25 protein-coding genes are annotated in these 26,971 nt (G+C 63.9%); 12 read left to right on the top strand and 13 right to left on the bottom strand.

What is annotated here, in order from left to right:
* The first annotated feature begins 10 nt into the window (after positions 1-10).
* Positions 11-1,009 carry an ABC transporter substrate-binding protein gene (locus NCS28_RS29585; protein ID WP_250517348.1) on the top strand — a complete coding sequence of 333 codons (999 nt, stop codon included), beginning with the start codon at positions 11-13 and terminating at the stop codon, positions 1,007-1,009.
* 49 nt (positions 1,010-1,058) lie between these two features.
* Here the strand turns inward: NCS28_RS29585 and NCS28_RS29580 are convergent, their stop codons facing one another.
* From NCS28_RS29580 to NCS28_RS29560, 5 genes are read right to left on the bottom strand one after another with little or no spacing between them, the layout of a single operon-like run.
* Entirely contained in the window at positions 1,059-2,261 is a 1,203-nt protein-coding gene (locus tag NCS28_RS29580; protein ID WP_250517347.1) for an SfnB family sulfur acquisition oxidoreductase, read from the bottom strand.
* 1 nt (position 2,262) lies between these two features.
* Complete coding sequence (locus NCS28_RS29575; RefSeq protein ID WP_250517346.1) at positions 2,263-3,594, bottom strand: LLM class flavin-dependent oxidoreductase; 1,332 nt, start codon at positions 3,592-3,594, stop codon at positions 2,263-2,265.
* The gene (locus NCS28_RS29570; protein ID WP_250517345.1) at positions 3,591-4,787 is read right to left on the bottom strand and encodes an LLM class flavin-dependent oxidoreductase; all 1,197 of its coding nucleotides are present in this window, start codon (positions 4,785-4,787) and stop codon (positions 3,591-3,593) included. Before NCS28_RS29570 ends, NCS28_RS29575 begins: the two co-directional genes overlap by 4 nt.
* On the bottom strand, positions 4,784-6,448 hold the full coding sequence (locus NCS28_RS29565) for a rhodanese-like domain-containing protein (protein ID WP_250517344.1): 1,665 nt from the start codon (positions 6,446-6,448) through the stop codon (positions 4,784-4,786). The genes NCS28_RS29570 and NCS28_RS29565 overlap by 4 nt, the downstream gene beginning before the upstream one ends.
* Before the next feature lie 44 nt (positions 6,449-6,492).
* On the bottom strand, positions 6,493-7,230 hold the full coding sequence (locus tag NCS28_RS29560) for an SDR family NAD(P)-dependent oxidoreductase (RefSeq protein WP_250517343.1): 738 nt from the start codon (positions 7,228-7,230) through the stop codon (positions 6,493-6,495).
* 184 nt (positions 7,231-7,414) lie between these two features.
* Here NCS28_RS29560 and NCS28_RS29555 point away from each other — a divergent pair, with 184 nt between their 5' ends.
* Both NCS28_RS29555 and NCS28_RS29550 read left to right on the top strand, forming a co-directional pair.
* Positions 7,415-8,779, top strand: coding sequence for an LLM class flavin-dependent oxidoreductase (locus NCS28_RS29555; protein WP_250517342.1), 1,365 nt, complete (start codon positions 7,415-7,417; stop codon positions 8,777-8,779).
* Between the two features lie 26 nt (positions 8,780-8,805).
* Positions 8,806-9,399, top strand: coding sequence for a nitroreductase family protein (locus NCS28_RS29550; RefSeq protein ID WP_250517341.1), 594 nt, complete (start codon positions 8,806-8,808; stop codon positions 9,397-9,399).
* 6 nt (positions 9,400-9,405) lie between these two features.
* Here the strand turns inward: NCS28_RS29550 and NCS28_RS33280 are convergent, their stop codons facing one another.
* Genes NCS28_RS33280 through NCS28_RS29540 form a run of 3 tightly spaced genes read right to left on the bottom strand, consistent with a single transcriptional unit; the run spans position 9,406 to position 10,015 of the window.
* Positions 9,406-9,531 carry a hypothetical protein gene (locus NCS28_RS33280; protein WP_284506374.1) on the bottom strand — a complete coding sequence of 42 codons (126 nt, stop codon included), beginning with the start codon at positions 9,529-9,531 and terminating at the stop codon, positions 9,406-9,408.
* Positions 9,531-9,797 carry a PDC sensor domain-containing protein gene (locus tag NCS28_RS29545; protein WP_250517340.1) on the bottom strand — a complete coding sequence of 89 codons (267 nt, stop codon included), beginning with the start codon at positions 9,795-9,797 and terminating at the stop codon, positions 9,531-9,533. The genes NCS28_RS33280 and NCS28_RS29545 overlap by 1 nt, the downstream gene beginning before the upstream one ends.
* A complete protein-coding gene (locus NCS28_RS29540) occupies positions 9,779-10,015 on the bottom strand; it encodes a hypothetical protein (RefSeq protein ID WP_250517339.1) in 237 nt (78 codons plus the stop codon). The genes NCS28_RS29545 and NCS28_RS29540 overlap by 19 nt, the downstream gene beginning before the upstream one ends.
* 172 nt (positions 10,016-10,187) lie before the next feature.
* Between NCS28_RS29540 and NCS28_RS29535 the strand changes: the two genes are divergently transcribed.
* Complete coding sequence (locus NCS28_RS29535; protein ID WP_250517338.1) at positions 10,188-10,451, top strand: YlcI/YnfO family protein; 264 nt, start codon at positions 10,188-10,190, stop codon at positions 10,449-10,451.
* Positions 10,452-10,454: 3 nt separating this feature from the next.
* Complete coding sequence (locus tag NCS28_RS29530; RefSeq protein ID WP_250517337.1) at positions 10,455-11,432, top strand: FkbO/Hyg5 family chorismatase; 978 nt, start codon at positions 10,455-10,457, stop codon at positions 11,430-11,432.
* On the opposite strand, the gene NCS28_RS29525 is transcribed toward NCS28_RS29530, so the two are convergent.
* Positions 11,424-12,293 carry a LysR family transcriptional regulator gene (locus tag NCS28_RS29525; protein WP_250517336.1) on the bottom strand — a complete coding sequence of 290 codons (870 nt, stop codon included), beginning with the start codon at positions 12,291-12,293 and terminating at the stop codon, positions 11,424-11,426. The genes NCS28_RS29530 and NCS28_RS29525 overlap by 9 nt on opposite strands.
* Before the next feature lie 86 nt (positions 12,294-12,379).
* On the opposite strand from NCS28_RS29525, the gene NCS28_RS29520 reads away from it, so the two are divergent.
* Positions 12,380-13,306 (top strand): DMT family transporter, encoded by a 927-nt coding sequence (locus NCS28_RS29520; RefSeq protein ID WP_250517335.1) that lies wholly within the window; start codon positions 12,380-12,382, stop codon positions 13,304-13,306.
* Between the two features lie 24 nt (positions 13,307-13,330).
* Here NCS28_RS29520 and NCS28_RS29515 read toward each other — a convergent pair whose 3' ends face one another.
* Positions 13,331-14,236: a LysR family transcriptional regulator gene (locus NCS28_RS29515; protein WP_250517334.1), complete on the bottom strand. Its 906-nt coding sequence runs from the start codon at positions 14,234-14,236 to the stop codon at positions 13,331-13,333.
* A 119-nt stretch (positions 14,237-14,355) separates the two neighbouring features.
* Between NCS28_RS29515 and NCS28_RS29510 the strand changes: the two genes are divergently transcribed.
* The 5 genes from NCS28_RS29510 to NCS28_RS29490 all read left to right on the top strand — a co-directional run bounded on the left by NCS28_RS29510 (position 14,356) and on the right by NCS28_RS29490 (position 22,286).
* Positions 14,356-16,482: a 3-hydroxyacyl-CoA dehydrogenase NAD-binding domain-containing protein gene (locus NCS28_RS29510; protein WP_250517333.1), complete on the top strand. Its 2,127-nt coding sequence runs from the start codon at positions 14,356-14,358 to the stop codon at positions 16,480-16,482.
* Positions 16,483-16,520: 38 nt separating this feature from the next.
* Entirely contained in the window at positions 16,521-17,699 is a 1,179-nt protein-coding gene (locus tag NCS28_RS29505) for an acyl-CoA dehydrogenase family protein (protein ID WP_250517332.1), read from the top strand.
* A gap of 12 nt (positions 17,700-17,711) precedes the next feature.
* Positions 17,712-18,845 (top strand): acyl-CoA dehydrogenase family protein, encoded by a 1,134-nt coding sequence (locus NCS28_RS29500; protein WP_250517331.1) that lies wholly within the window; start codon positions 17,712-17,714, stop codon positions 18,843-18,845.
* Between the two features lie 129 nt (positions 18,846-18,974).
* The gene (locus NCS28_RS29495) at positions 18,975-20,498 is read left to right on the top strand and encodes a sensor domain-containing diguanylate cyclase (RefSeq protein WP_250517330.1); all 1,524 of its coding nucleotides are present in this window, start codon (positions 18,975-18,977) and stop codon (positions 20,496-20,498) included.
* A 135-nt stretch (positions 20,499-20,633) separates the two neighbouring features.
* Positions 20,634-22,286 (top strand): ATP-binding protein, encoded by a 1,653-nt coding sequence (locus NCS28_RS29490; RefSeq protein ID WP_250517329.1) that lies wholly within the window; start codon positions 20,634-20,636, stop codon positions 22,284-22,286.
* Between the two features lie 12 nt (positions 22,287-22,298).
* Here NCS28_RS29490 and NCS28_RS29485 read toward each other — a convergent pair whose 3' ends face one another.
* The 3 genes from NCS28_RS29485 to NCS28_RS29475 all read right to left on the bottom strand — a co-directional run bounded on the left by NCS28_RS29485 (position 22,299) and on the right by NCS28_RS29475 (position 26,340).
* Positions 22,299-23,246 (bottom strand): amino acid ABC transporter substrate-binding protein, encoded by a 948-nt coding sequence (locus tag NCS28_RS29485; RefSeq protein ID WP_250517328.1) that lies wholly within the window; start codon positions 23,244-23,246, stop codon positions 22,299-22,301.
* A gap of 12 nt (positions 23,247-23,258) precedes the next feature.
* Positions 23,259-24,566, bottom strand: coding sequence for a dicarboxylate/amino acid:cation symporter (locus tag NCS28_RS29480; RefSeq protein WP_250517327.1), 1,308 nt, complete (start codon positions 24,564-24,566; stop codon positions 23,259-23,261).
* A gap of 241 nt (positions 24,567-24,807) precedes the next feature.
* Complete coding sequence (locus NCS28_RS29475; RefSeq protein WP_250517326.1) at positions 24,808-26,340, bottom strand: complex I subunit 4 family protein; 1,533 nt, start codon at positions 26,338-26,340, stop codon at positions 24,808-24,810.
* A gap of 342 nt (positions 26,341-26,682) precedes the next feature.
* On the opposite strand from NCS28_RS29475, the gene NCS28_RS29470 reads away from it, so the two are divergent.
* Complete coding sequence (locus tag NCS28_RS29470; RefSeq protein WP_250517325.1) at positions 26,683-26,931, top strand: adhesin; 249 nt, start codon at positions 26,683-26,685, stop codon at positions 26,929-26,931.
* Positions 26,932-26,971: the final 40 nt, after the last annotated feature.

Raw genomic sequence — 26,971 nt, 5'->3', positions numbered from 1 at the left:
ACACACACTCATGCGCATCAGAAAACGCTTCACCGCTTTATTCGTCGCGAGTCTTTTCGCAGTGTCGTCTTCCGCGTTCGCCGATGAACCGCTCACGTTGACCATCGGCACGCAGGATGCCGCGTGGCCGCTGATCGTCGATGCATCGCACGTGCTCGACGGCGCGCCGTACAAAGTGAAATGGGCCGTGCTCACCGGGCCCGCCGCGCAGCTTTCCGCGCTCTATTCGAAAGTGCTCGATGTAGGGCTGATGGGCGATACGTCGCTCATCATCGAGCAAGGCAATGCGCGCGCAGCGTGGACGCCCGGGACGGCGCCGTTGCAGATCATCGCAGGATGGCGCAATCCCGACAGCAGCTATCCGCCGATCGTCACGGTCGTGCGCAAGGAAGCCGACGTGAAGAACCTTGCGGATTTGCGCGGCAAGACATGGGGCTATAACTTCGGCGGCTTCAATTATCTGCAATACGTGCTGTCGTATAACAAGGCGGATCTGAGACCGAAGGATTTTCAGGGCGTGAAGTTCGGCGATGGCAACGTGTCGGCGTCCGCGTTCAATGCGGGGCAGGTCGCGGTGTATTCGGGCGGCTACGGGCCGGTGAAGGAGACCGTCGACAAGGGCGATGCGCGTGTCGTCATCAAGAGCGACGAGCTCGATATCCCGGCGTTGTCGGTGTTCGCGGCGCGTACGGAAGTGCTGCGCGATCCGGCGAAGAGTCAGGCGCTCGGCGACTTTCTCGGCCGGCTGAAGAATTCGTGGACGTGGTGGGCGCAGAACGTGCCGGCTGTCGAAAAGATCTATCTGGAGAAGATGAAGCAAAGCCCGGCGCGCGCGAAGTTTTCCGCGGAGAATGGAAGATCGGTTTTCTATCCGCTGGATAAGCAACTCGTCGCGAGAGAGCAGCGGATCGCGGATACGCTTTATCGGTCGGGGGATATCAAGAACAAGATCACGGTCGATGTCGAATTCAATCCAGTGTTCGATGCGCAGGCGGTAGCGGCAAAGTGATTTGCATTGGGTGATCAAAAAAGGCGCGCCGCGTGGCGCGCCCTTTTTTTTATGCGTCGACTGCGCTATACGGATGCCCATAAGTGAACGGATCGCAAAGCAACTCATTCAACGCAAACTGCCCGACCGCGTGATACTTCCACCGCACGCTGTCATGCAGCGTATGCGTTCTCGCATTGCGCCAATGCCGATCGAGCCGGTGCTTTTCCAGTGTCGATTGCGTTCCCGCCAGCTCAAAAAGCTTGTTCGACGCATCGAGCGCAAACTGCGTCGTGAGTATCTTGGCCTCGGCTGTCGCAATGATCGCCGCGGCCACCTCACTGCGTGGAGCTTTGCCACGTGCAACATCGATAAGCGATGCAGCACGCATCGTCAACGCCTGCGCCGCATGATATGCAACCGTCAACGCACCGATATCACGCAACGAGAACGGATCATCGACCGCGCGCGTCACGCCGCTCCCGCGTGCCGCATGCGATAGCTCTCTGAGAAAGCGCTTCGTATCGTCGAGCGCCGCGCGTCCGATACCCAGATCGATCGCGGCATGCGTGAGTTGCGAGACCGTATTGGCCGCATCGATATGCTCGCTGCGGCCACGCTTCACGATCTGCAATTCGTCCAGCTCGACATCGTCGAGGCGCACCTGTCCGCTTGCCGTCGTGCGCTGACCGAAACCTGACCAGTCGTCGATAACCTCGACGCCGCGTGCATGGCGCGCGACGAACGCGGTGACAGGCAAGCCGTCGTCGTCGCGCGCGGCGACCGGTATCCAGTGTGCGAAGAGCGCGCCCGTCGAATAGACCTTGCGACCCGACAGCACGAATCCGCTTCCCGTGCGGCGCACGCGCGTCTCATGCTCCGATGGCAAACGATCGCCAGGCTCCGCGGTGGCATTGCCGAAACGCTCTCCCGCAAGCGCGCGAGAAAAGAAGAAGTCCTGCTGACTCGGCGTGCCGTCATGCCTCAAGCGCTCGAGCGTGGCGAAATGATTCTGCGGAATCTGCCCGAGCGACGAATCGGCCGCCGATATGATCTCGAACACATCGACGATCGTGCCTACGGAAAGATCCGCGCCGCCGAATGCGCGCGGCACGCTGATGCCCCACAATCCCGACGCGCTGAACGTTTCGACCTCGTTCGATGGCAGAAGGCGTTCGCGATCGCGGCGCGCTGCATCGACGGCGAATTCACGCGCAAGGCGATGCGCGATATCGAGTGCTTCATTGTCCGACCGGATAACATTGATATGCATATCACGCCGCCCGCGCCGCATGCGCATATTGACTCTCGGGACGCGGCAAGCCCAGATGCCCGCGCAAGGTCGTGCCTTCGTAATCGCGCCGGAAAATGCCTTTCTTCTGCAACAGCGGCACGACATGATCGACGAATGCCGCAAGCCCCGAAGGGAACACGTCCGCGTTCAGATTGAAGCCGTCCGCGCCGCGCTCGTCGAACCAGCGCGCGATATCGTCGGCGATCTGTTCCGGCGTGCCGACGATGATCCGATGCGCACCCGGATTGCGATCCAGCAGACCGCGCACCGTGAGGTTCTCGCTCTTCGCGAGCGCCACGGTCGAATCGATGAAACCGCGCGAGAGATCCGCGCGTTTCACCTTGGCGATGAGTTCATAAGGCAGCGGCGCATCGATATGCAGGTCATCCGGCGCGAGTCCGAGCGCGCCCGCAAGACGCGCGACTTCGCGATCGGTATCGAGCAGTGCATCGAGTTCGGCCTTGCGCTCGCGCGCTTCGCGCTCCGTGCCGCCGATCACCGGATACAAGCCCGGCAGCAACAGGAAGTGATCGGGATTGCGTCCATGCACACGCACGCGCTCCTTCATTTCCGCATAGAACGCCTGCGCCGTGGGCAAGGTCGTCTGCGCGGTAAACACGGCATCGGCGAAGCGGGCGGCAAGCGCACGGCCGCCTTCCGACGAACCCGCCTGCACGAGCACGGGCCGCCCTTGCGGACTGCGCGGCACGGTGAGCGGCCCGCGCACCGAGAAGTACGTCCCGCGATGCTCGATTGCATGCACGCGGGATGGATCGGCATAGCGGCCCGTCTTTCGATCGGCGATGAAGGCATCGTCTTCCCAGCTATCCCATAGCTTCGTCACGACTTCGACGAATTCCTGCGCGCGCGCATAGCGTTCCTCGGTCGTGAGCGGCACATCATGGCTGAAGTTCGCGGCGGCGGCGGCATCGTAGGTCGTGACCGCATTGAACGCGATGCGCCCGCCGCTCAAATGATCGACCGATGCAAAGCGCCGCGCGAGATTGAACGGATCGTTGAATGTCGTCGATGCCGTGCCGATCAGGCCGATATGTTTCGTCGCGCCCGCGAGCGCGGTCAGCAGCACGGTCGGCTCCAGCGCCTGCGAGGGTCCTTCCGCATGGTTGCGCAGCGCGAGCAGATCGGAGAGAAACACGGCATCCAGCTTGCCGCGTTCGGCAATCGCGGCGATCTCCTTGAAGAAGTCCAGATCGATGATCGAACGTGGATTGTCGAGCGTGCGCCATCCGGCGGGATGACGTCCGACACCGGTGACGTTGGTGTTCAGATGCAGTTGTCGCGTGTGGCTCATGATGTCGTTTGAACAAGCGGTTGATGGGCGGACGCCGGAATGCGCAAGCCCGCTTCGACGAGCAGCGGCAGCACGGCATCGCCGAAATACGCGAGATCGGGTTCGAAGTCGAAGAAGGTGAGCTGCACGCCATCGCATCCGGCGCGCTTCAATGCGAGCAATTGATCGACGATGTGTTCGGGCGTCCCGATCAGATGCAGATTGCCGCCGAGAATGCGCTGCTCGCGCTTGTGCTTCGCCCACGCTTTCGCATCGCTGCGTCCATGCATGCCGACGAAACCATCGAGCGCGCCTTCGTCGGCATGCGCGACGATCGCATCGTGATAGTCCCGCGCCTCGCGCTCGGTCGGCCGGCACACGATGGTCGGATTGATCAGCGTGCGCACGCGCCGGTTCACGCGTTGCGCGCCTTCGCGAATCGTCGCGGTATGCGCGGGCAATGCGCCGATGGCGTCGTTGAAATCCGCACCCGCCGGGCTCGTGATGAAAATGAGATCCGAATGCCGCACGGCGTAATCGATGCCCGCCGCCGAGCCCGTCGCGTTCACCAGCACTGGCCGATGAAAGCGCGGGCGCGGACTCACGAACGCATCGTTCAGTTGCCAGTGCTTCGTCCTGATATGCAGGTTCGCGTCGCTGCGCCAGAGCGTATCGAGCACGCCGACGAACTCCGCCGCGCGCACATAGCGTTCGTCGTGCTCGATCATCGGCTGGCCGAACATCGCCCATTCGCTCGCCACATGTCCCGTCACGAGATTGATGCCCCAGCGTCCGCCCGAAATGTGATCGAGCGTTGCGCCGAACTTCGCGAGATGCAGCGGATGCCAAGGGCCGTAGAGCGCATGCACCGTCGATATCAGCAGGATGCGTTGGGTGATCGCGGCCAGCGCGCTCGTCGCGATGAACGCATCGAGCGATTGCTCGCGATACTTGAGCGTGCCGCCGTGCCCGTTCTTGCCGAGCCATTGCGCGAGGCCGAACACGAGATCGAAGCCGAGCGCTTCGGCCTTTTGCGTGAGACGCGCGTTGTAGTCGAAGCGCCAGTCGGTGCCGCGCGGCAGCGTCGAGATGGACCAGCCGCCGTTCTGTATCGGCAGGAAGAGGCCGAGCATCAGCGGCTGCTGAAACGCGGCGTGCAACGGGCTTCCGGCGATGTCGGCGGGGCTCGTCGCGCCGTCGAACGCGGGCGTCATACGGCGCTTTCCTTCAGCGCGCCCAAACGCTCGTGACTGCGCGCCGCGGTCGCGGTCTTGAAGTCGATCACATCGATCGATGCAATCGCGTCGCGCTCCAGTTGCGCGACGAGTTGCAGTTCCCATTCGAGGTACGCGTTCATCTGCTCCGCGACGCGCGACGGTTCGGCGTGGTACGGGCTGTACCAGGCGTCGTCGTCGCCGGTGAGGTTATTTGCATCGCCGGAATCGAGCGGCAGGCCGAGCGCGCTCCAGCGACGCGTGCCGCCGATCAGCGCCGCGATATGCGGCTTCTGCGCGCCGAGCTCCGCGGCAACGAGACCTGCGAGCACGCCATCGTCGGAAGTCAGCACGAGTTGCGTGTCGTCGGGGAAGTCGTCGAGACGCGCGAGCAGTTCGCTCGCGGCGATAAAGCGTGCGCCCGTCACGTGGCCGCGCCTGAAAGCGAGACTGTTGTCGATATCGATGGCTTGCGCCTTGCCTTCATCGATCGACCTGCGCAGCTGATCCGCCTCGATCCAGCGCGTGCGCGCGCCATGCGGACGCACGACGAGCGGCTCCGGGCCGGCCTCGAAGCTGTCGACGCCGAGCGCGGCGCTGGCGTCGTCGTCGAGCACGCGCACGTCGAGATAGCCGAGCTGCTTGAGCCACGACGCGGTCATGCGGGCGCGCACGCCATCGTCGTCGCGCAGCACCACGCGCGCATGCAAGGTGCCGATGTATTCATCGGTCGCCTGCACGAGCTGGCCGCCCGGCGCCGAACGCCAGCCCGGCGGATGACCCGCCTCGTATTCGAGCGGATCGCGCACGTCGAAGCGATACAGCGTGCGCTCACCCTTTTCACGTTCCAGCGCAGCGAGCGTTTCGCGATTGACGATCGGCACGTCCGCCTTGCGCGCGGCCGCGATGGCAAGTTCGCGCGCGGCGGCGAGCGTGTTTGTATTGGGGCGCGGCGCGGTGCGGATCTCGCCATGTTCGAGTTCGAGGCCCGCGAGCAGCCACGACATCGAGCCGCCCGTCAGTGCCGCGACGGGATTCGGCACGCCCGCGTTGATGAGCGATTGCGCGCCGAGAATGCTGCGCGTGCGGCCCGCGCAATTCACGACGATCAGCGTCTCGGGCGAAGGCGCTGCCGCGAGCGCGCGATAGACGAGTTCCGCGCCCGCGCAATCGATACCGCCCGGTATGTTCATCGTGTTGAATTCGCCGAAGGGACGCGAGTCGAGCACGACGAGATCGTCGCCCGCGTCTTGGCGCGCCTTCAGTGTTTCGGCGTCGATGTTCGGTGTATCGAGCGCATGTTCGATCACTTCGCCGAACGCCTTGCCGGGCACGTTCGTGCCGCTGAACACTTCGTAGCCTGCGCTCGCCCAGCCATCGACGCCGCCTTCGAGTATCGACACATCCGTATAGCCCCAGCGCGCGAGCAGAGCGGCGGCGCGCGGCGTGTGCTCGCCATGTGTATCGACGAGGACGACGGGCGTGCCGCGCCGTGGCACGAGCCGCTCGATCAGAAGCCCGAGCCGGCCGACCGGCGCAACCGATGAACAAAACAGACGCCTTCTTGCCGACACGCCTTCTTCGCGCACGTCGAGCACGGCGAGTTCGGAACGTTGAGCGATGAGCGTGCGCAATTGCGCGGGCGAAACGAAGCGGGACATGGGCGATGAATCCTTAAGCTTGGTACGTAGTCGGAAAGAGGGCATCAGGCGTAAGGCGGACCGCCGCCATCGACATACAGCCGCGTGCCGGTGACGAAGCGCGCATCGTCGGAAAGCAGATACGTGACCGCCGCCGCGACGTCCTCGGGCGTGCCGGGACCATCGAGCGCGGTGAGGCGCGTTGGCTCGTCGCCGGCTTGCGCGCTCGCCATCGCATCGAAGCGCGGCGAGCGGATCGGGCCGGGCGCGACTGCGTTCACGCGCACGCCATGCGGCCCGTACTTGCGCCCGAGCCCATGCACGAGCAGATCGAGCGCCGCGTTCACGCTCGATCCGGGGAAGTGATTCGGCGGTGGCGCGATGCCGCCACGTCCACTGATCGCGACGATCGCACCGCGCCCTTGTTCGATGAAGCGCGGCAACGCGGTGCGGATCGGACGCACGGAGCCGAGCAGCTTTGCTTCGATGACGCGTTGCCAGTCGTCGTCGGTGAGATCGAGGAAGTCGCCGAACGCGGCGACATTGGTGCTCGTGACGAGGCCGTCGAGACGATCGAAGCGCTCTTCGATATGCGCGAACGCGGCACGCACGCTGTGATCGTCGGCGACATCGACGGACAGCGGCACGACGCGCGGCGAATCGGCGAAGCGTTCCGTATCGACGTTGCGCGATGACGCGATCACATGCGCGCCCGCATCGGCGAGACGCTTCACCGTGGCCGCGCCCAATGCGCCGAATGCGCCCGTCACCCAATAGACGCGATCTTCGAAAGTCGAACTCATGGTGTGCGCGCTTCTACGCAAGAAAAGACATCCATCTTCGTCGCGCGCGCAGCCGTCACAAACCGATCATTTCAGCGATGCTTTTAAACGAATCGATGCTTTGAATAGCTGCGTAAATTGGTTTGCGCGCACGAACATCGCTCTTATGATTTTTCGTTGGCATACCGGGCGTCGCATCGCGCACATGAGCAGGCACATCCACTTCAACGCGTTCCACATGAACGCGCCCGCGCATTCGTGGGCGGGCTTCTGGCGGCATCCGCGAGACCGGTCGACCGAGCACAACACGCTTGCCTACTGGGTGGATCTCGCGCAGACGGCCGAGCGCGGTCTCTTCGACGGCGTGTTTCTCGCCGATGTCTTCGGCATCTACGATGTCTACGGCGGCAACACCGATGCGACGCTGCAATCCGCCGCGCAATCGCCATCGCACGACCCGATGCTCACCGTGCCCGCGATGGCGTACGCGACGAAACATCTCGGCTTCGGCGTGACGGCGAATCTCACTTACGAGCATCCGTATCAGTTTGCGCGGCGCTTCTCCACGCTCGATCATCTGACTGGCGGGCGCGCGGGATGGAATGTCGTCACCGGTTATCTGGAGAGCGCGGCGCGCGGCATGGGCCTCGACAAGGCGCGCGAACACGACGAACGCTATGCGGCGGGCGAGGACTTTCTGGAAGCCGTGTACAAGCTATGGGAAGGAAGCTGGGCCGATGATGCCGTCGTGCGTGACAAGCTCACCGGACAGTACACCGATCCGTCGCGCATTCGCCGCGTGCGGCACGAAGGACCGTATTACCGCGTCGATGGTTTCAATCTCGCCGATCCGTCGCCGCAGCGCACGCCGGTGCTGTATCAGGCGGGCGCGTCGGGTCGCGGCAAGGCATTCGCGGGCAAGCATGCCGAATGCGTATTTCTCGAAGGACAGACGCCCGCGATCGTCGCGCAAGCTGCACGCGATATCCGCCAGCATGCAATCGATGCGGGCCGCGCCGCCGACGACATCCTGCTGTATCTCGGCGCGACCGTCGTGGTCGCGCGCACGTCGAAGGAGGCGCGCGAGCTGCACGCCGAATACGCGGAATACGTCGATGTGCTCGGGCAACTCACGCTCGTCTCGGGATGGACGGGCATCGACTTCGCGGCGCTCGGCATCGACGAGCCGATTCGCTATGTGAAGAGCAACGCGCTGCAATCGACGGTGGAGAATCTTACGAAACGCGCGGGCCGCCCGATCACGCCGCGCGACATGACGCGCTTCGATCAGATCGGCGGGCGCGGGCCGTTTATCGTCGGCGATCCGCGCGAGGTCGCGGATCAACTGATCGCATGGGCCGATGAAACCGGCGTCGATGGCTTCAACCTGCGAAGACTCGTGATGCCGGAAAGCCTGCAATCGTTCGTCGATCTCGTCGTGCCCGAGTTGCAGAGCCGCGGACGCTATCGCACCGCGTATGCCGAGGGCACGCTGCGCGAAAAGCTCTTCGCCGGGCGCGGGCCGCGTCTCGGTCGAACGCATCCGGGCGCGCGTCATCGACTTTTATGACTTCGCTATTATTAATCGATCCATTCATGACACATCGACCCGCTCCGACCGATATCGCCATTCATCCGCTGATCGCGGGACGATGGAGCCCGCGCGCTTATGCGGATCGCGCGGTCGCGCACGCACAGGTGATCGCGTTGCTGGAAGCGGCGCGCTGGGCGCCGTCGGCGTATAACGTGCAGCCCTGGCGCTTCGTCGTGTTCGAAAAGGCGGAGGATCCCGAAGCCTTCGCGCGCGCATTTGCATTGCTCGTGCCGTTCAATCAGTCATGGAATGCGAATGCGCAAGTGTTGATCGCGGTGCTCGCGGACACGCTTAACGCGAAAGGCGAGACCAACGTGAGCGCGGCCTACGATGCGGGCGCCGCCGCGATGGCGCTGCTGCTTCAGGCGCACGCGCAAGGACTCGCCGCGCACGCGATGGGCGGATTCGATGCGAACGGCCTCAAACGAGCGTTCAATATTCCGGAGCGCTTCGCTGCGCTCTCCGTGATTTCCGTCGCGCATCATGGCGACGCCCGCGCGTTGCCTGCGTCGTTGGCCGAGCGTGAGCTTGCGCCGCGTGCGCGCTTGTCGCTCGACGATATCGCGCAATTCGGCGGCTGGCGCGATACGGAGTGATCGAGTTCACTTCGCCGTACGCATCGGCAGACCGTTCAACAGCCGTTGCAGATCGTCGATGTCGAAGGGCTTCGCGAGTATCGCCAAGCCGTTGCGGCGCGCTTCGTCGAGCTGATCGGCGTAGCCCGTCATCAGCGTGACCGGCTGCCTGGGGCGACGCGCCGCCAGGCCGCGAGCTTTTCGTCGTCGTCGAGCGGCGACACGTAGCGCATGAGGCCCGTGGGCCTGTTCTGCGCCAATGCGCCGGCGAGCACGAGATGGTGATTGGGCGGATTCTTCACGGACGCTTGCGGAAAGCGCGCGAGCACGGCGCCGTCGTCGCGATGCAGCGCGAGCGTGAGCGCGGGGTCGCTCGCGGCGAGTTCGCGATAGAAGCCGATCAGATGATCGCGCCGCACCGCGAGCGAGATTTCGCCGAGAAAGCGCCCGTCCCCGTTTCGCTGAGCGCGCGTTCATACGTGTAGTAACCATACAGGCAGCAGAACGCGAACGGAATGACGATCGACGCGATGAGCGCGGCGAAGAGCCGCCTGCGCACGGCGCGAAAGTCGAGCGGAGGAAGGGAAGGCAAGGGCTCCGCAGTGCCGGGTCCCGAGTGTTCATCTGAGTCGTTCATGACGCTGTGCGAGGCGTGCGCGGACCCCGTCGGACGCATGCGATCCGTTCGTTTCGATGGTAGCACGCACGTCCTTCAGCGCCGCGCACGGTCGTGCCGTAGATGAGCTGTGGTATAAGCACCGCATGCGCGCGCCCGCTCGCGGCGCGCGACGAACGAACAGGAGCATGCAGTGAGAAGGACCGCCGAAAACAAGTTGAAGGTGGTCGCAGTGCGGGTCGATCCACAATTCGAGCAACGGCTGCGACTCTTGGCGGAAGTAACGGGGCGCAAGCAATCGTTCTTCCTCCAGCAGATGATCGAGAACGGCATCAGCGCCATGGAAGAGACCTGGTTGCCGCCAGCCGTCCTCGAACAGGTAAGGAGCGGCGCATTGCCGCCCTTGCAGGAACGCGTCGCGACCGCGGACCTGTTCGGCGATCAGGCCGATGAATAAGCGATGATCGGGTCCGGCTTCGTCGATCCCGATGCGACGTGCGGCGACGACGCGCTCGCGCGCATCGTCTTCGGCGACGCGAGCGGGCGGCCGTGCATCGAGAACGGCGTGCCCACGCTGCGCCTCGATATGCGCGTCAGCGCCCGCGACGGTTTCGCCGAAATCTGGACGAGCGCGGGACCGATCCGCAGCGGGAGCATCAACGATCTCGTCTTCGCGCACAACGACGAATTCCTGTTTTGCGCGGGCTTCATCCCCCCTTCCGACCGATACACGGGCGCCACGCGCCAAGCCTATGGCGATGCGTTCGCGCTCGTCCGCGAACTGAAATTCCCGAAGATCTTCCGCATGTGGAACTTCATTGCCCACATCAACGGCGCGAATCGGGAAGGGCTCGAGGTGTACCGCGATTTTTGCCGCGGGCGCGCCATTGCGTTCGAGCGGGATTATGCGCATGCATCGGGCATGCCGGCTGCGACGGGCATCGGCACTTGGGGCGACGGCGTCGGTTTCTATTTTCTAGCGTGCCGTGAGAGTGCGGTGCGGCATATCGAGAACTCACGTCAGACGCCCGCGTATGAGTATCCGCAGCGTTACGGTCCGAAGCCGCCGAGCTTCGCGCGGGGCACGCAATTGCGCGACACGCTGTTCGTATCCGGCACGGCCAGCATTCTCGGGCATGAGACCGTGCACGAGGGCGATCTCCAAAAACAGTGCAGCGTCGCGATCGGCAATATCGCGCATTTGATCGGCGCGGAGAATCTCGAGAAACCGGGCTTGCGTGGCGGTTATACGCTGCGCGATCTCGACAAGATCAAGGTGTACTACCGGCATTCGGCGGATTTGCCGCGCGTGATGAAGCTGGCGCAGGCCGCGTTTCATCCCGATGCGAGCATCCGCTATCTGAACGTCCAAATTTGCCGTGCCGATCTGCTCGTCGAGATCGAGGGGATCGCGTCACATCGGCATCGATCAGACTGACGCCGATTGCCGCAGCGTCTTCACGAGCAGGCTGTGCAGGCTATCGACGGCCTTCGAGCCGCGCGAATCGCGGCTGCGATACACGGCGACTTCCATCGGTTCGAGAGGCCCCAGACCTTCTTCGCGGCCCAGTATCCGCAGATGTTCCGGCGCGCTGCATTGCGTCAGCGCCGCCACGGCCAGGCCGCTTTCGACGGCGGCGATCTGTCCGGCGAGACTGGAGCTGTTGTAGACCACCTTGTATCGACGCCCTTGTTGCGCGAGCGAATGAATCGCGCTGCGCCGCGCGAGGCTCGTGCTCTCGTAGACGGCGATCGGCAACGGATCGCGCCGCCATAACTCGAACTGCGCGGCGCCGACCCAGACCATCGGCTCATGAAAGAGCGACGTGCCGCGCCGTCCGTGATCGCGCGATACGAGTGCGATGTCGAGCTCGCCATTCGCGATACGCGGAATGAGCGAAGTCGATTGCTCGCAGACCAGCTCGATCTCGACGCCGCTGTGCCGCGGCGCAAAGCGCTTGAGCACGGGCGTCAGATACTTTGCAGCGTAGTCGTCGGGCACGCCGAGGCGCACGCGGCCGCTGAGTTGCTCGCCCTGGAGCGCGACCTGAGCTTCGGCGTGCAGATCGAGGATACGGCGCGCATAACCGAGCAGCGTCTGACCGTCATGCGTCAGCGCGAGCGTGCGCGAACCGCGCTCGATGAGCCGCATGCCCAGCGCGCTTTCCAGCTTCTTCAACTGCATGCTCACCGCCGATTGCGAGCGATGCACTTCACTGGCCGCGCTCGACAGCGAACCCGCGTCCACGACCGCGACGAAGCACTTGAGCCAGTCCGTTTGCAAATCTCGGTGTTTCATCGTGTTTAGGCGGCTTTCGAAGATCGAATGGATGAGGTTCGAATTATGCGCTTTTCGTTCGAACCGTCGCGGCACACACTGCGGGCATGAATACGAACTCATCGACAGATCGGGCGGCGGCGCGCATCGTCGCGAAGGGCAAAGGAAGCCGGGCGGGGGACGCGTGGCCGTTTCTCGCCGGCTGTGCGCTGCTCGGCACGATCGGCGTCTTTCTACACGAGGCCAATGCCGATCCGCTGACCGCGACGTGGTTTCGCTGCGCGTTCGGGCTGTTGGGCATGAGCGCGTGGGTCATCCTGCGCCGGCAAACGCGCTGTCTGCTTCTTACGCGAGGCGGCGCGCCGTGGGTGCTAAGCGCCAGCATGCTGATGGTGCTGAGCTGGGCCTTGTTCTTCGGGGCGGCCGAGCGGATATCGGCGGGCGTCGCGATCGTGCTGTTCCATGTGCAGCCGATGTGGATGCTGATATTCGCCTCGTTGTGGCTGAAGGAGGCGATCGGCGGACAGCGCGTCGTCGCGGTTTCGGTTGCGATGTGCGGGCTCGTGCTGGCGACGGGCATCGTCGAGCACACGGCGAACGGCGCGCTTCAGCCGGGATATTGGATGGGCGTTGCCGCGTGTCTCGCGGGCTCGCTGTGCATGGCGTGCGTGACGATCATCGCCAAACGCTTGCGTGAGATGCCCGCGGGCATTCTCGCGTGGTGGCAATGCGCCGTCGGCACGATGGTGCTATCGCTCTGGCCGATGCAGCATGGCTGGCCCGCGTGGGGCATGTCGTGGGCGTGGCTGGCGGGCCTTGGACTGATCCACACGGGCTTTGCGTACACGCTGATGTATATCGGCATGGCGCGGCTCGATACCGCGCGCATCGCAGTGTTCCAGTTCGTCTATCCGGCGGTGGCTATCGTCACCGACTGGCTGGTTTTGGATCAGCGTTTGAGCGGCGTGCAGATGGCGGGCATTGTGTTGATGTCGGTGGCGGTCTGGTTTGCGGAGCGCGGGCGGCAGGGGTGATGCGCCGCGACGCCGTTGTTACGATCAAAGCCCCCCGCGCCCCGCGCGCCGCGACCTTTCCAGCATGAACTCGATGAAGGCCAGGGTCGCGCGCGTGTGATGCCGATTCGGCATATACAGCATGTACATGTGCGTGCCGAAGATGCTGAGCCGCCATTCATCGAGCGCCGTTACGATTTTGCCGCGCCGCATGTCTTCCGCGACGACATAATCCGGCACGATGCCGACGCCTAGTCCCGCGAGAATGGCATCGCGCAGAAACAGAAAGTTCTCCGAGATCAGGCTCGGCTCCAGCAGCACTTCGTGGCGTTCATCGTTCAGATAAGCGGCGACGCGCGTCTGCTTGCCGACCACCGTCGCGGTAATCACCGGCACGACGCCCAGTTCTTCGAGCCGCGTCGGCATGCCGTGCGCCTCGGCATATCCGGACGATGCGCACGCGACGTAACGCACCGGCCCCATGTCGCGCGCGACGAGACTCGGCGGCGGCTCGGGCATCACGCGAACGGCGATATCGACTTCATCGCGCAGCAGATCTTCGACGCGATTCTCGAACATCACGTCGAGCACGATATCCGGATACTCGCGCTTGAACGCGAGCAGCCATTCCGACATCACGAGCTGCCCGTAGCCGCTCGGCACCGATAGCCGCACGCGCCCCTGCAACCTTTGTCCGAGCGTCGACACCGACTCCTGCGCCGCGAAGAGCGCGTTCCGGATCGACCGGCCGTGCTCGTACAGTTCGAGGCCGAGTTCCGTCGGTTCGACGCGGCGCGTGGTCCGCCGCACGAGCTGCAAGCCGACCGAATTTTCGAGCTGATTCAGGTGATAGCTGACATTGGCGCGGCTCATTTTCAGGCGTCGCGCCGCCTCGCTGAGATTGCCCGCATCGAGGATTTCGACCAGCAGCGTGAGTTCGTTGACGTCCACGGTCCGCGTTCGATTGTCAAATGTGATTTGACAGTCTGTCAACCGCCGCTGTCATTGTCAAGGATGCTTGTCCCCGGGAGAATGCTTGCACATACTCAATTGAACCGGAGACGCCACCCATGACGCTTTCGAGCGCGCCCGCAACCACAACTGTCCAGCACGCATTGCGCGGCAGCGTCCTCGTCGTGACGATCGATCATGCGCCCGTCAACGCGATCGATGCCGACGTGCGGCGCGGCCTCATCGGCGCGATCGAAACCGCCGACGCGAACGCCGCCGTGCGCGCGGTGCTGATCGTGGGCGCGGGGCGCAACTTCATCGCGGGCGCGGACATTCGCGAGTTCGGAAAGCCTGCCGTGCCGCCCTCGCTGCCCGAGGTCTGCAGCCGCATCGAGGCGTGCGGCAAGCCGGTCATCGCGGCGATTCATGGCGCGGCGCTCGGCGGCGGGCTGGAGGTTGCGCTGGCGTCGCATTACCGGATCGCCGTCGAGGGCGCGAAGCTCGGTCTGCCGGAAGTGCAACTGGGCCTTCTGCCCGGCGCGGGCGGCACGCAGCGCTCGGCGCGTCTGATCGGCGCGCAGGCCGCGTTGTCGCTGATGTTGAGCGGCCGTCATGCCGGCGCGCAGGAAGCGCTGCGTCTCGGCCTCGTCGATCGCGTCGGACAGAGCGACGACATCTTCGCCGAAGGTCTCGCCTATGCGCACGAACTGATCGCGACGCGCGCCGCGCCGCGTCGAACGAAGCACGCGCGCGGTCTCGCGGACAAGGACGCCAGCGCCGCCGCGATCGCCGCCGCGCGCGCCGATACGCAAGAGAAATCGCGCGGATTGTTGTCGCCGCTGAAGATCGTCGACTGTGTGGAAGCGGCGTTGAATCTGCCGTTCGACGAAGGCCTGCGCTTCGAGCGCGAGCGATTCCTCGAATGCCGTGAGAGCCCGCAGCGGGCCGGTCTCGTGCATGCTTTCTTCGCCGAGCGCGAGGCGCAGAAGTCGCCGGAAACGCGCGATGCGCAACCGCGAGCGCTTCGGCATATCGGCGTGATCGGCGGCGGGACGATGGGCGCGGGCATCGCCGTCGCGCTGCTGGATGCGGGCCTCGCGGTGACGATGATCGAGCGCGACGACGCATCGCTCCAACGCGGCCGCGCGCATGTCGAAAAGGTCTACGACGCGTCGATCGCAAAAGGCCGCATGACGCACGAAACGAAGGCGCGTGCGCTGCAGCACTTCAATGGCGACACGTCCTACGATGCGCTCGCCGATGCCGATCTCGTCATCGAAGCCGTGTTCGAGGACATGGCCGTGAAGAAGGCCGTGTTCGCGCAGCTCGATCGCGTGTGCAAGCCCGGCGCGGTGCTCGCGACCAACACGTCCTATCTCGACATCGACGACATCGCGGCAAGCATCTCGCGCCCGCAAGACGTGCTCGGGCTGCACTTCTTCTCGCCCGCGAACATCATGAAGCTGCTCGAAGTGGTCGTGCCCGCGCGCGTCGCCGCCGATGTCGTCGCGACCGGCTTCGAGCTCGCGAAGAAGCTCAGGAAGGTCGCCGTGCGCGCGCTCGTGTGCGATGGTTTCATCGGCAATCGCATGCTCGCGGTGTATCGCGCGGCGGCGGATCATATGATGGAAGACGGCGCGTCGCCGTATCAGATCGATAACGCCGTGCGCGACTTCGGCTTTCCGATGGGACCGTATCAGGTCATCGATCTCGCAGGCGGCGATATTGGCTGGGCCGCGCGCAAGCGCCGCGCCGCGACGCGCGATCCGAACGCGCGTTATGTGCGCATCGGCGACGAGTTGTGCGAGCGCGGCTGGTTCGGCCAGAAGACGGGACGCGGCTTCTATCGCTATGAAGACGGCGCGCGTATCGGCAAGCGGGATGCCGAAGTGGAAGCGCTCATCGACGCCCAGCGCGCGCGTGCGGGCGTCACGCCGCGCACGTTCAGCGACGAGCAGATCGTGCGCCGCTACATGGCCGCGATGATCAACGAAGGCGCGAATATCGTGCATGAAGGTATCGCGCAGCGTCCGCTCGATGTCGACGTCACGCTCGTTCACGGCTTCGGTTTTCCGCGCCATCGCGGTGGCCCGATGCATTATGCCGATAGCGTCGGACTCGACAACGTGCTCGCCGATATCCGCGAATTCGCGAAGGAAGATCCGCTGTTCTGGCGCGCGTCGCCGTTGATCGTCGATCTCGTCGCGCGCGGCAAGAATTTCGCGAGTCTCAATCAGGCCGCCTGAGCCGTGGGCTTCGTCAATCTCTTCATGGAACCGCAGTCATGGATCTGAAATTCACCGCAGAAGAAGAGGCGTTTCGCGCCGAAGTGTTGGACTTTCTGCGCGTGTCCTTGCCGGATGACATCGCGGAAAAAGCGCGCACGGGCAAGCGCCTCACGCGCGGCGACATGGCGCAATGGCACGGCATTCTCAACTCGAAGGGCTGGCTCGCGAATCACTGGCCGAAAGAGTACGGCGGCCCCGGCTGGAGCGCGGTGCAGAAGTTCATCTTCGAGAACGAATGCGCGATTGCGGGCGCGCCGCGTATCGTTCCCTTCGGCGTGAACATGCTCGGGCCGGTGCTCATCAAGTACGGAAGCGAAGCGCAAAAGCGTCACTGGCTGCCGCGCATTCTCGACGGCTCCGACTGGTGGTGTCAGGGCTACTCGGAACCGGGCGCGGGCTCCGATCTCGCCTCGGTGCGCACGACGGCCGTGCGCGCGATCGAGAACGGTCAAGAGTATTACCTGGTCAATGGCCAGAAGACCTGGACCACGCTCGCGCACTACGCGAACATGATCTTCTGCCTCGTGCGTACGTCGCAGGACGCGCGCAAGCAGGAGGGCATCAGCTTCCTGTTGATCGACATGAACACGCCGGGCGTCGAAGTGCGTCCGATCATCACGCTCGATGGCGAGCACGAAGTCAACGAAGTCTTCTTCACCGATGTGCGCGTGCCCGCCGCCAATCTCGTCGGCGAAGAGAACAGGGGCTGGACGTATGCGAAGTATCTGCTGACCTACGAGCGCACGAACATCGCGGGCGTGGGCTTCTCGGTCGCGGCGCTGGGCCGTCTCAAGGCGGCGGCGAGCAAGTTGCAAAGCAATGGCCGCGCGCTCATCGACGATCCGTTGTTCGCCGCGCGGCTCGCGCGTGTCGAGATCGATCTGGAGAACATGAAGACGACGAATCTGCGCGTGCTCGCGGCGGTCGCGGGCGGCGGCGCGCCGGGCGCGGAAAGCTCGATGCTCAAGATTCGCGGCACGGAGATCCGTCAGGAAATCTCGTCGCTGATGCGTCGCGCGATGGGTCCGTATGCGCAGCAATTCATCGGCGATGACAACGACGGCGAAACATCGACGGCGGCCGCGCAGTACTTCAACAACCGCAAGCTGTCGATCTTCGGCGGCTCGAATGAAATACAGAAGAACATCATCGCGAAGATGATGCTCGGGCTTTAAAGGACTCGCACGATGAATTTCCAGCACACGGAAGACCGGCGGATGCTTGCGGATTCGCTGAACCGCTTCATCGCCGAGCAATATGCGTTCGATTCGCGAGACAAGATCGCGCGCTCGGAAGAAGGGTATAGCCGCGACATGTGGCAGCGGTTTTGCGAGCTCGGCATCGTCGGCGCGTTCTTCGATGAAGCGTGCGGCGGCTTCGGCGGCGATGGCTTCGATGTCGGCGTCGTGTTCGAGGCGCTCGGACGTGGGCTCGTTGTCGAACCGTTTCTCGATGCGCTCATCGTAGGACGTGCGCTTGCTCATGCCGGCAGCGACATGCAGCGCGAAATCATCGCGAAGATGATAGACGGCTCGACGATCGCCGCATTCGCGCACGACGAACCCGGCTCGCATTACGAGCGTTCACGCGTGAGCACGCGCGCCACGCGGCTCGCCGACGGGTGGGTGTTGAACGGCGCGAAGGGCGTCGTGCAGCAGGGCGAACATGCGGACGTGTTGCTCGTGTCGGCGCGCACGTCGGGCGACGATCATGACGAAGCGGGCATTTCGCTCTTCCTGGTGCCGCGCGATGCGACGGGCGTCGATGTGCGCGGTCATCGCAAGATCGATGGCGGACGCGTAGCGGAAGTCTCGCTTAATGACGTCAAGCTCGATGCCGATGCGATCGCCGGCGCAGAAGGCGGTGGCTACGCCGCGCTCACGCATGCGATCGGCTATGGGCTCGTCGCGCTCGCGTCGGAAGCGGTCGGGGCGATGGATGTCGCCAAGGAACATACGCTCGAATATCTGCGCACGCGCAAGCAATTCGGCGTGCCTATCGGCGCGTTACAGGCGTTGAAGCATCGCATGGCCGATGTCCTGCTCGAAATCGAACAGGCGCGCTCGGCGGCGATCAATGCTGCGGCGGCGGTCGGCGAATCGGGCGTCGCGCGTGAACGCGCGTTGTCGGCGGCGAAGTATTCGATCGGGCGCATCGGCGCGCGCGTCGCGGAAGAGGCCATTCAGATGCACGGTGGAATCGGCATGACGTGGGAACTGCCGCTCGCTCACTATGCGAAACGGCTCGTGATGATCGACCATCAGTTGGGCGATGAAGATCATCATCTCGCGAGATATATCGAGCTGGGGCGCGCTCAGTAGGCTTGAGCACCGTCACAAGACCACACCTGAATCAGACAAATAGGAGAGAATAAGCGCCTTGGCTCGCTGACTGAGGACCGTACAGAGCAAAGATAAACTCGCGAGACAGTGTTCCGGGACACCCAAATAGTGGCAACCGAAAATATCTACAACCCGAGTCTCAATGCACAGCCGCCGGCGCGCGCGCGAACATCGACGCCGAATCTCATCGTGCTGTGCGGCACGCTCATCGCGCTCGTCATGATGGGGCTTTGCGCGCTGGTTTTGTATCAAGGCAGAATCGATGCGCTCGATCGCGCGCGCGACACGTCGCGCAATCTGGCGCTGCTCGCGGAGCGCGATATCGAGCGCAATTTCGAGCTGTACGAGCTGTCGCTGCAAGCGGTGGTCGAAGGCATGCAGCGCGAAGATGTGATCAGCTTGCCGCCGCGGCTGCGCAACGACGTGCTCTTCGATCGCGCTGCCACCGCACGCGATCTCGGCTCGATCCTCGTGCTCGACGAGAGCGGGAATATCGTCATCGATTCCGGCAGCGTGACGCCCCGAGCGGGTAACTTTGCCGACCGCCGCTATTTCACGATTCAGCGCGATAACCCCAACGAAGGTCTCTATCTCAGCAGCCCTTACACGTCGCGATTGCGTGGCGGCGCGCCCAGCATCGCGCTGAGCCGCAGGCTGTCGCATCCCGATGGCTCGTTCGCGGGCGTCGCGATGCTCGCCATCAACCTCGAATACTTTCGCAATCTTTTCGCGGGGCTTTCGCTCGGGCCGCACGGCGCGGTGTCGCTGATCAATCACGACGGCGTGGTGATCATGCGGCAGCCCTTCGATGCCGGCGTGATCGGCCGCGACATCAGCAAGGCCGACACCTTCAGGCATTTCCGCGCGGCCGACCAGGGCAGCTTCACGGAGACATCGTCCATCGACGGCAGACGCCGCCTCTACTATTTCCGCAACTTTCCGCACCTGCCGCTGATCATCATGGTGGCCGAAGGGGAAGAGGACATCTACGCGGCATGGCGGCGGCGCGCGGCCATCATCGGTTCGTCGATGGGCGTGCTCGCGGTCGGCTTCATCACGTTGTCGTTCGTGCTCGCCGCGCAATTCAGGCGGCGCATGCGCGCGGAATCGGAACTGCAATTGCTCGCGCGTACCGATGGACTGACCGGGCTGCACAATCGCCGCACGCTGGGCGAGATTCTCGATCAGGAATGGCGCAGGGCGTGCCGCACGCGCAGTCTCTTTTCTCTGCTGTTCGTCGATATCGATCGTTTCAAGGCCTTCAACGATGCCTATGGTCATCAGGCCGGCGACGATGCGCTCGCCGCCGTCGCGCGCTGCATCGGCGACAACATTCGGCGGCCCGCGGACACCGCGGCGCGCTATGGCGGCGAGGAATTCGTCGTCGTGTTGCCCGACACGCCCGCCGATGGCGCCGCGAAAATCGCGGAGAAGATTCGCGCGGCCATCAGCGATCTGTCGATCGAGCACGCGGGCAGCGAGTTCGGCCGCGTCACGGCGAGCATCGGCCTCGCGAGCTGGCGGCCCGAGCGCAACGACGATGTGAGCGCGCTCATCCGCGCCGCCGACGAAGCGCTCTACGACGCGAAGGCACGCGGACGCAATCGCGTGATGCTGGCGAGTCCCGCCTGAAATCGCGCGTTTTTTTATCGGAACGTTGGACGAAAGTTCGTCGCGGGCAGAAAATTTTTTTCTCGCGTCCACGGTATGCCAGCTTTGGCGTAAGCTCCCTGCGCCGTGCCGCGCGATCGACCATACTTTCCGCCGATGACCCACGCCTCAGATTCAGAAGCGCACCGCCTCTCCGCCGTGGCGCGCTATCGCGCGCTCTTCAATGCGATCGACGACGGCTTCTGCATCATCGAATTCTTCGACGGTCCGCACGGACCGCTCAGCGATTACGTTCATGTCGAAGCGAATCTCGGATACGAGCGGCATACGGGCATTGCCGAAGTGCGGGGCAAGACCTTGCGCGAGATCGATCCGACCGAAGCGGACCGCTGGATCGAGCTCTATGGCAACGTGCTGCGCACTGGCGTTCCGGCCCGTTTCGAGCGCTACTTTCTGACGGCGGGACGGCACATCGAAGTGTCGGCGGCGCGCGTCGAACCGGCGAGCCTGCGGCAAGTGTCGGTGCTGTTTCGCGATGTCTCGGCGCGCAGAAAAGCCGAGGAAGAACGAGATCGCGCGGACGCGTCGCTGCGCGCGCTCAACGAGACGCTCGAACAGCGCGTCGTGGAGCGCACGGCGGAACTGATGCGCGCGGAAGAGCAACTGCGGCAATCGCAGAAGATGGAAGCGGTCGGCCAACTCACCGGCGGCCTCGCGCACGACTTCAACAATCTGCTCGCGGGCGTATCGGGCTCGCTGCAATTGCTGAGCATACGATTGAGCCAGGGGCGGATCGCCGAGGTCGATAAATACGTCGTCGCGGCACAAGGCGCGGTGCGGCGCGCGGCGGCGCTGACGCATCGGCTGCTCGCGTTTTCGCGCCGGCAGACGCTCGATCCGCGCCCTACGGACGTCAACGCGCTCGTCAACGGCATGACCGATCTCATCCAGCGCACGGCCGGGCCAGGCATCAAGGTCGAGGCTGTCGGCGCGGCGGGTCTGTGGCCCGCGCTGGTCGATGCGGGCCAGCTCGAAAACGCGCTCCTGAACCTGTGCATCAATGCACGAGACGCGATGCCCGATGGCGGGCGCATCACGATCGAAACCGCCAACAGATGGATCGACCGGCGCGCGGCGCAAACCCACGACATGCCCGAGGGCCAGTTCCTGTCGCTGTGCGTGACCGATACCGGAACCGGCATGACGCCGGACGTGATCGCGAAGGCGTTCGATCCGTTTTTCACCACCAAGCCGATCGGCGTGGGCACAGGGCTCGGGCTCTCGATGATCTACGGCTTCGCCAAGCAGTCGGGCGGCCAGGTGCGGATCTATTCGGAAGCGGGGCAGGGCACGACGGTGTGCATCTATCTGCCGCGCTTCTACGGCGGTGTCGAGGGCGACGCCGCCGATCATGCCGCGTCGCCCATCTCGGGCACGGAAGCGGGCGAGACGGTGCTTATCGTCGACGATGAACCGAGCGTGCGCATGCTGATCGTCGATGTCCTCGAGGAAGCCGGCTACTCGGTGATCGAAGCGGCCGACAGCGTGGCCGGCCTGAAGCTGTTGCAATCGAACGTGCGGATCGATCTGCTGATCAGCGATGTCGGCCTTCCCGGCGGCATGAACGGACGCCAGATGGCCGATGCCGCGCGGCACACGCGTCCCGATCTGAAGGTGCTTTTCATCACTGGCTACGCGGAAAACTCGGTGATCGGCAACGGGCGTCTCGAACCCGGCATGCAGGTGTTGACCAAGCCGTTCGCGATCGAAACGCTCGCCGCGCGCGTCCGTCAACTGGTGGACGAATAGCCGCGCGTCCGCTCACTGCGCCTCGCCGCCCGCCATCGTCTCGATGATGCTTTCGAGCTGCGCGCTCATCGGCATGTCGAGGCTCGTGCCCGACGGCAGACGTTGCAGAAACCAGCGTTTGTATTGCCGCTCGATTTCGCCGTCCGCCGCGAGCGCCTGAAACGTGTCCTTCACCACTTGCGCGAGCTGCGGGTCGTTCTTGCGATACATGATGCCGTACGGGTCATACGACAGATAATCGCCGATGACCTGATACGCGCCGCCCTTCGCCGCGTTCTCGGCGATGAGGCCGTAGAGCAGCACGTCGTCGGTGGCGAACGCATCGGCCTGGCCGTTCGCCACGCGCGCGAAGCCTTCCGCATGATCGGGCACGACCTGCAACTGAATGCCGAGCCCGAATTTCCTGTCGATGTCGCGCAGCGCCTTTTCATTGGTCGTGCCCGCCGTCACCGCGACCTTCTTGCCCGCCAGATCGCGAAACGAGCCGATAGGCGAGCCTTGCCTCACCATCACCTTGGTGCCGGCCACGAAGAAGATCGGCGAGAAGGCCACGCGCTTTTGCCGTTCGACGTTGCTCGTGGTCGAGCCGCATTCGAAATCGACGCGGCCATCGACGACGGCATCGATACGATTTTCGGGCGTCACCGGCACCCACTGGATCTTGAGGTTCTTGTGGACCGCGTTGCCGATCGCCGCGACGAGCGCCTTGCACAGTTCGATGGAATAGCCGACCGGTTCACGGCGCGCATTGAGGTACGAGAACGGCACCGACGACTCGCGATAGCCCAGCGCGATCGTGCCCGTATCGCGCGCCTTCGCGAGCGTGCCCGAGAGCGTCGCGGGCGCGTAGGCGTCGTTGTTTGGCGGCGGCGTCTGCACGTCGTCGGCCGCGCGCGCGCCCAAGGCCATGGCGATCAGGCTGGCGAGCGCCAGCGCCGCCCAGAAGCGCTGCGTGTTCATGGCTCGCCTCCTTCAGACCTGTGCCGGATGCGCCAGCGAAGCGTGCTGTTCGGCCTCGATGCGCGCCGCATTCGCTGCCGCTTCCGGTTCCGACAGCAGCTCGCCTTCCCATTTCGCGACCACCGCGCTCGCGATGGAATTGCCGACCGCGTTGGTGGCGGAGCGACCCATGTCGAGGAAAGTGTCCACGCCGAGGATCAGCAGCAAGCCCGCTTCGGGAATGTTGAAGTGATTGAGCGTGGCCGCGATCACCACGAGCGATGCGCGCGGCACGCCTGCCATGCCTTTCGACGTGAGCATCAGGATCAGCAGCATCGTGATCTGCGTGCTGAGCGGCAGGTGGATGTTGTACGCCTGCGCGATGAAGAGCGTCGCGAACGTGCAGTACATCATCGAGCCGTCGAGGTTGAACGAGTAGCCCATAGGCATCACGAAGCTGGAGATCTTGCGCTTCACGCCGAAGCGATCTAGCGCGTCGAGGATCTTCGGATACGCGGCTTCCGAGCTGGCGGTCGCGAACGAAAGCATGAACGCTTCCTTGATGAGCGAGAGCAGCCTGAAAACGCGGCGCCGGAGAAACACGTAGCCCGCGAGCACCAGCAGGCCCCACAGGAGAAACAGGCTGAGATAGAAATCGGCCATGAAGACGGCGAATTTCAAAAGGATCGTCAGCCCGTTGACCGCGACGGTCGCGGCCATCGCGGCGAGCACCGCGAGCGGTGCGAGCTTCATCACGTAGCCGGTGATCTTGAGCATCACGTGCGAGAGCTGATCGATCGCGGCGAGCAGGACCTTGCCTTTCTCGCCGAGCGCGGCGAGTGCGACGCCGAAGAACATCGAGAACACGACGATCTGCAGGATCTCGTTGTTCGCCATCGATTCGGCGAACGAGCGCGGCACCATATGGCCGACGAAATCCTTCAGTGTGAATTTCGATGTCGCGAGATTCGCCGATGCGCCGATGTCGGGAAGCGGCAATCCCAGGTTGTCGCCGGGCTTGAGCAGATTCGACATCACGAGGCCGAGCAGCAGCGAAATGAGCGAAGCGGTGACGAACCAGCCGAGCGCCTTTGCGAACACGCGCCCGACCGAGGCCGCGTCGCCCATGTGCGCAATGCCGACGACGAGCGTGGAAAACACGAGCGGACCGATCAGCATCTTGATGAGCCGCAGAAAGACGTCGGACACGAGCGAGATGTAACCGGCTATCTCGGTGGCGGTCTTCTTGTCGGGAAAGCTCGTGAAGATCATGTAGCCGACCCCGATGCCGATGACCATTGCGGCCAGGATCCAGATGGCTGCGGAATTCTTCTTGTTCATGTCCAGGCCTCCATTGACTGCATATCGAACGATTGCATTTCAAATTTCGGATGGAGCAGGTGATGCACGTCGGGCGTGCGGCGTCGATCCGCGAATGATCAGATGTTAACGTCGCTACGCGATTTGTGCTCGCGCGGCTTCATATCATAAGCCTTTCGGCGTGCGTTGCGGGCGAGTTCGCGCCCGCGCCCGCGTATCGCCGAATGATGAGGATGCCGTAATATATCGGAAGGCGTCGGCTTCAGCCCGGTGCGCGCTCCGCAGCCGCTTCATGACGCGCGTTGTACGAAGGCGCGCTGGCGTCGTCCGGCAGCGTCGAGCCCTGCACTGCCGACATGAGGCTCTCGACCGACGGACCCATCGCGTCCGTGAACGTCTTCGGATGAACGCCGATCGCGAGCACCAGCACGGCCATCGCGCCGAACAGCGTGAGCTCGCGCTTGCCGAGATCGCGCAAGCCGGCCACGCGCTCGTTCTTCACCGCGCCGAAGATCACGCGCTTGACCATCCACAATGTATAGGCCGCGCTCAAGATCAGCGACGAAGCGGCTGCCGCGCCTATCCAGAAGTTCAGCCGGATCGCGCCCATCAGCACCAGAAATTCGCCGACGAAACCCGACGTGCCGGGCAGGCCGACGTTGGCCATCGAGAACAGCATCGCGCAGACGGCGAAGCGGGGCATCGTATTGGCGACGCCGCCATAGGCATCGATCGAACCGTTCTTCGTGCGCTCGACCAGCACGCCCGTGCACAGCAGCATCGCGCCGGACACGATGCCGTACGACAGCATCTGCACGACCGCGCCCTCGGTGCCCATGCGGTCGAAGGTGAAGAGGCCCAGCGTTACGAGACCCATGTGCGCGACCGCCGAGTAGGCGAGCAGCTTGCGCATGTCCGTCTGCGCGAGCGCGACGAGGCTGCCGTAGATCACGGCGACGAGCGACAGCGCGATCATCGCCGGGGCGAAGAAGTGGGAGGCGTCGGGCACGATCGGCAACACATAGCGCAACATGCCGTAGCCGCCGATCTTGAGCATGCCGAGCAGAACCGCCGCGCCCGTCGGGCCTTCCGAGTTCACGTCGGGAAGCCACGTGTGAACCGGCCACATCGGCACCTTGACCGAGAAAGCAGCGAGGAAGCAGACGAAGACGACGATCTGCGGCGCGAAGCCGAGCTTCAGATGGCGCCATGCGTCGATGTCGAAGGTATGCGCCTGGGTCCAGAGATAGATCAGCGCGGCGAGCATCGCGAGCGAGCCGAGCAGCGAGAAAAAGAAGAAGCGAATGGCCGCGTACACGCGCCGCTCGCCGCCCCACGTGCCGATCAGCAGATACAGCGGAATCAGCGACGCCTCGAAGAACACGAAGAACAGCATGCCGTCGAGCGATGCGAACACGCCTTGCATGCAGCCCGACAGCACGAGAAACGCGCCGTAGTACTGCGCGACCTGCTTCGTGACCGATTGCCACGACGCGATGAAGATGATGAGCGTCGTCACCGCCGTGAGCACGGTGAACCATAGCGAAATGCCGTCGATACCCAGGTGATACCAGATACCGAACTGCGGCAGCCATTCGATGCGCTCGACGAATTGCATCGCGCCGGACGACGCATCGAAACGCAACAGGAGCGGCGCAACCGGCAACAGGCCGAAGATCGCGCCGGCGAGGGCGACGGCGCGCGAGAGCTTGGCCGACGCGCTGAACGTCAGCACGAAGATGCCCGACACCACTGGAATCCAGATGAGAAAGCTGAGAACGGACGGCAGATGCATGAGTTGGTTTGAATCGGGCGCACAAAGCACGGCAAGCACGCGATGGACGTGCTCGCTGGAAAGGCGCGGTGAAAGTGGAATGTAATGCTGGACGAGATGCGCGGAGGTTGAATCCGGAAACGCAGCCCGAATACGCTAGGCGAATTCCTAAGGGTTAACGAGCATAACTGAAACAAAAACGTTTTGGGGACTTTGCGGCGTATCAAATTCATTGCGACGGGCGGCATTGACATTTTTACTGCTTATGGCCCTTGCCGATGCCGCGCCGAATAAATCGCTCCGGGCTTGCCCTGATTTGCCGGGAGCCGTCTGGCCCTTAGCCTAGACCGCAAGGAGACAAGCATGCAGAAGATATTCAAGGCCGCCGTGTTCGCGCTCGTCGCATACCTCGTCGCCGATCGCGCGTTGCTTCACGCACAGGGACACGACATGGGCGCGGCTTCGTGCGCACAAAGCGCCGCGCAAGTCGAATTCGACGCGCTGAGCAAGGGCTTCGGTCATGCCGCCGCCAGCAGCCAGCGCGACGCGTTCAAATCGCAATGTCTCGTGTCGGGGCGCTCGCAGTCCGGCGCGATCACGGCTATGCGGTGAAACGGCAGCCCGTTCAGCCGGGCTTGCGCGGATAGTCGCC

The organism is Caballeronia sp. INDeC2 (assembly GCF_023631325.1).
In the GTDB taxonomy this organism is placed as follows: Bacteria; Pseudomonadota; Gammaproteobacteria; order Burkholderiales; family Burkholderiaceae; genus Caballeronia.
The sequence above is the reverse complement of the archived record's forward strand: the minus strand, read 5'-3'. Positions and strand labels throughout refer to the sequence as shown.

Excerpts from the sequence above, each read along its gene's own strand:
- NCS28_RS29520 (WP_250517335.1), top strand. The coding sequence starts at position 12,380 with ATGAATACGAACTCATCGACAGATCGGGCGGCGGCGCGCATCGTCGCG.
- NCS28_RS29480 (WP_250517327.1), bottom strand. The coding sequence starts at position 24,566 with ATGAACAAGAAGAATTCCGCAGCCATCTGGATCCTGGCCGCAATGGTC.
- NCS28_RS29500 (WP_250517331.1), top strand. The coding sequence starts at position 17,712 with ATGAATTTCCAGCACACGGAAGACCGGCGGATGCTTGCGGATTCGCTG.
- NCS28_RS29555 (WP_250517342.1), top strand. The coding sequence starts at position 7,415 with ATGAGCAGGCACATCCACTTCAACGCGTTCCACATGAACGCGCCCGCG.
- NCS28_RS29575 (WP_250517346.1), bottom strand. The coding sequence starts at position 3,594 with ATGAGCCACACGCGACAACTGCATCTGAACACCAACGTCACCGGTGTC.
- NCS28_RS29490 (WP_250517329.1), top strand. The coding sequence starts at position 20,634 with ATGACCCACGCCTCAGATTCAGAAGCGCACCGCCTCTCCGCCGTGGCG.
- NCS28_RS29475 (WP_250517326.1), bottom strand. The coding sequence starts at position 26,340 with ATGCATCTGCCGTCCGTTCTCAGCTTTCTCATCTGGATTCCAGTGGTG.
- NCS28_RS29585 (WP_250517348.1), top strand. The coding sequence starts at position 11 with ATGCGCATCAGAAAACGCTTCACCGCTTTATTCGTCGCGAGTCTTTTC.
- NCS28_RS29550 (WP_250517341.1), top strand. The coding sequence starts at position 8,806 with ATGACACATCGACCCGCTCCGACCGATATCGCCATTCATCCGCTGATC.
- NCS28_RS29540 (WP_250517339.1), bottom strand. The coding sequence starts at position 10,015 with ATGAACGACTCAGATGAACACTCGGGACCCGGCACTGCGGAGCCCTTG.
- NCS28_RS29485 (WP_250517328.1), bottom strand. The coding sequence starts at position 23,246 with ATGAACACGCAGCGCTTCTGGGCGGCGCTGGCGCTCGCCAGCCTGATC.
- NCS28_RS29510 (WP_250517333.1), top strand. The coding sequence starts at position 14,356 with ATGACGCTTTCGAGCGCGCCCGCAACCACAACTGTCCAGCACGCATTG.
- NCS28_RS29505 (WP_250517332.1), top strand. The coding sequence starts at position 16,521 with ATGGATCTGAAATTCACCGCAGAAGAAGAGGCGTTTCGCGCCGAAGTG.
- NCS28_RS29565 (WP_250517344.1), bottom strand. The coding sequence starts at position 6,448 with ATGTCCCGCTTCGTTTCGCCCGCGCAATTGCGCACGCTCATCGCTCAA.
- NCS28_RS29570 (WP_250517345.1), bottom strand. The coding sequence starts at position 4,787 with ATGACGCCCGCGTTCGACGGCGCGACGAGCCCCGCCGACATCGCCGGA.
- NCS28_RS29560 (WP_250517343.1), bottom strand. The coding sequence starts at position 7,230 with ATGAGTTCGACTTTCGAAGATCGCGTCTATTGGGTGACGGGCGCATTC.
- NCS28_RS29470 (WP_250517325.1), top strand. The coding sequence starts at position 26,683 with ATGCAGAAGATATTCAAGGCCGCCGTGTTCGCGCTCGTCGCATACCTC.
- NCS28_RS29525 (WP_250517336.1), bottom strand. The coding sequence starts at position 12,293 with ATGAAACACCGAGATTTGCAAACGGACTGGCTCAAGTGCTTCGTCGCG.
- NCS28_RS29530 (WP_250517337.1), top strand. The coding sequence starts at position 10,455 with ATGATCGGGTCCGGCTTCGTCGATCCCGATGCGACGTGCGGCGACGAC.
- NCS28_RS29580 (WP_250517347.1), bottom strand. The coding sequence starts at position 2,261 with ATGCATATCAATGTTATCCGGTCGGACAATGAAGCACTCGATATCGCG.
- NCS28_RS33280 (WP_284506374.1), bottom strand. The coding sequence starts at position 9,531 with ATGACGGGCTACGCCGATCAGCTCGACGAAGCGCGCCGCAACGGCTTG.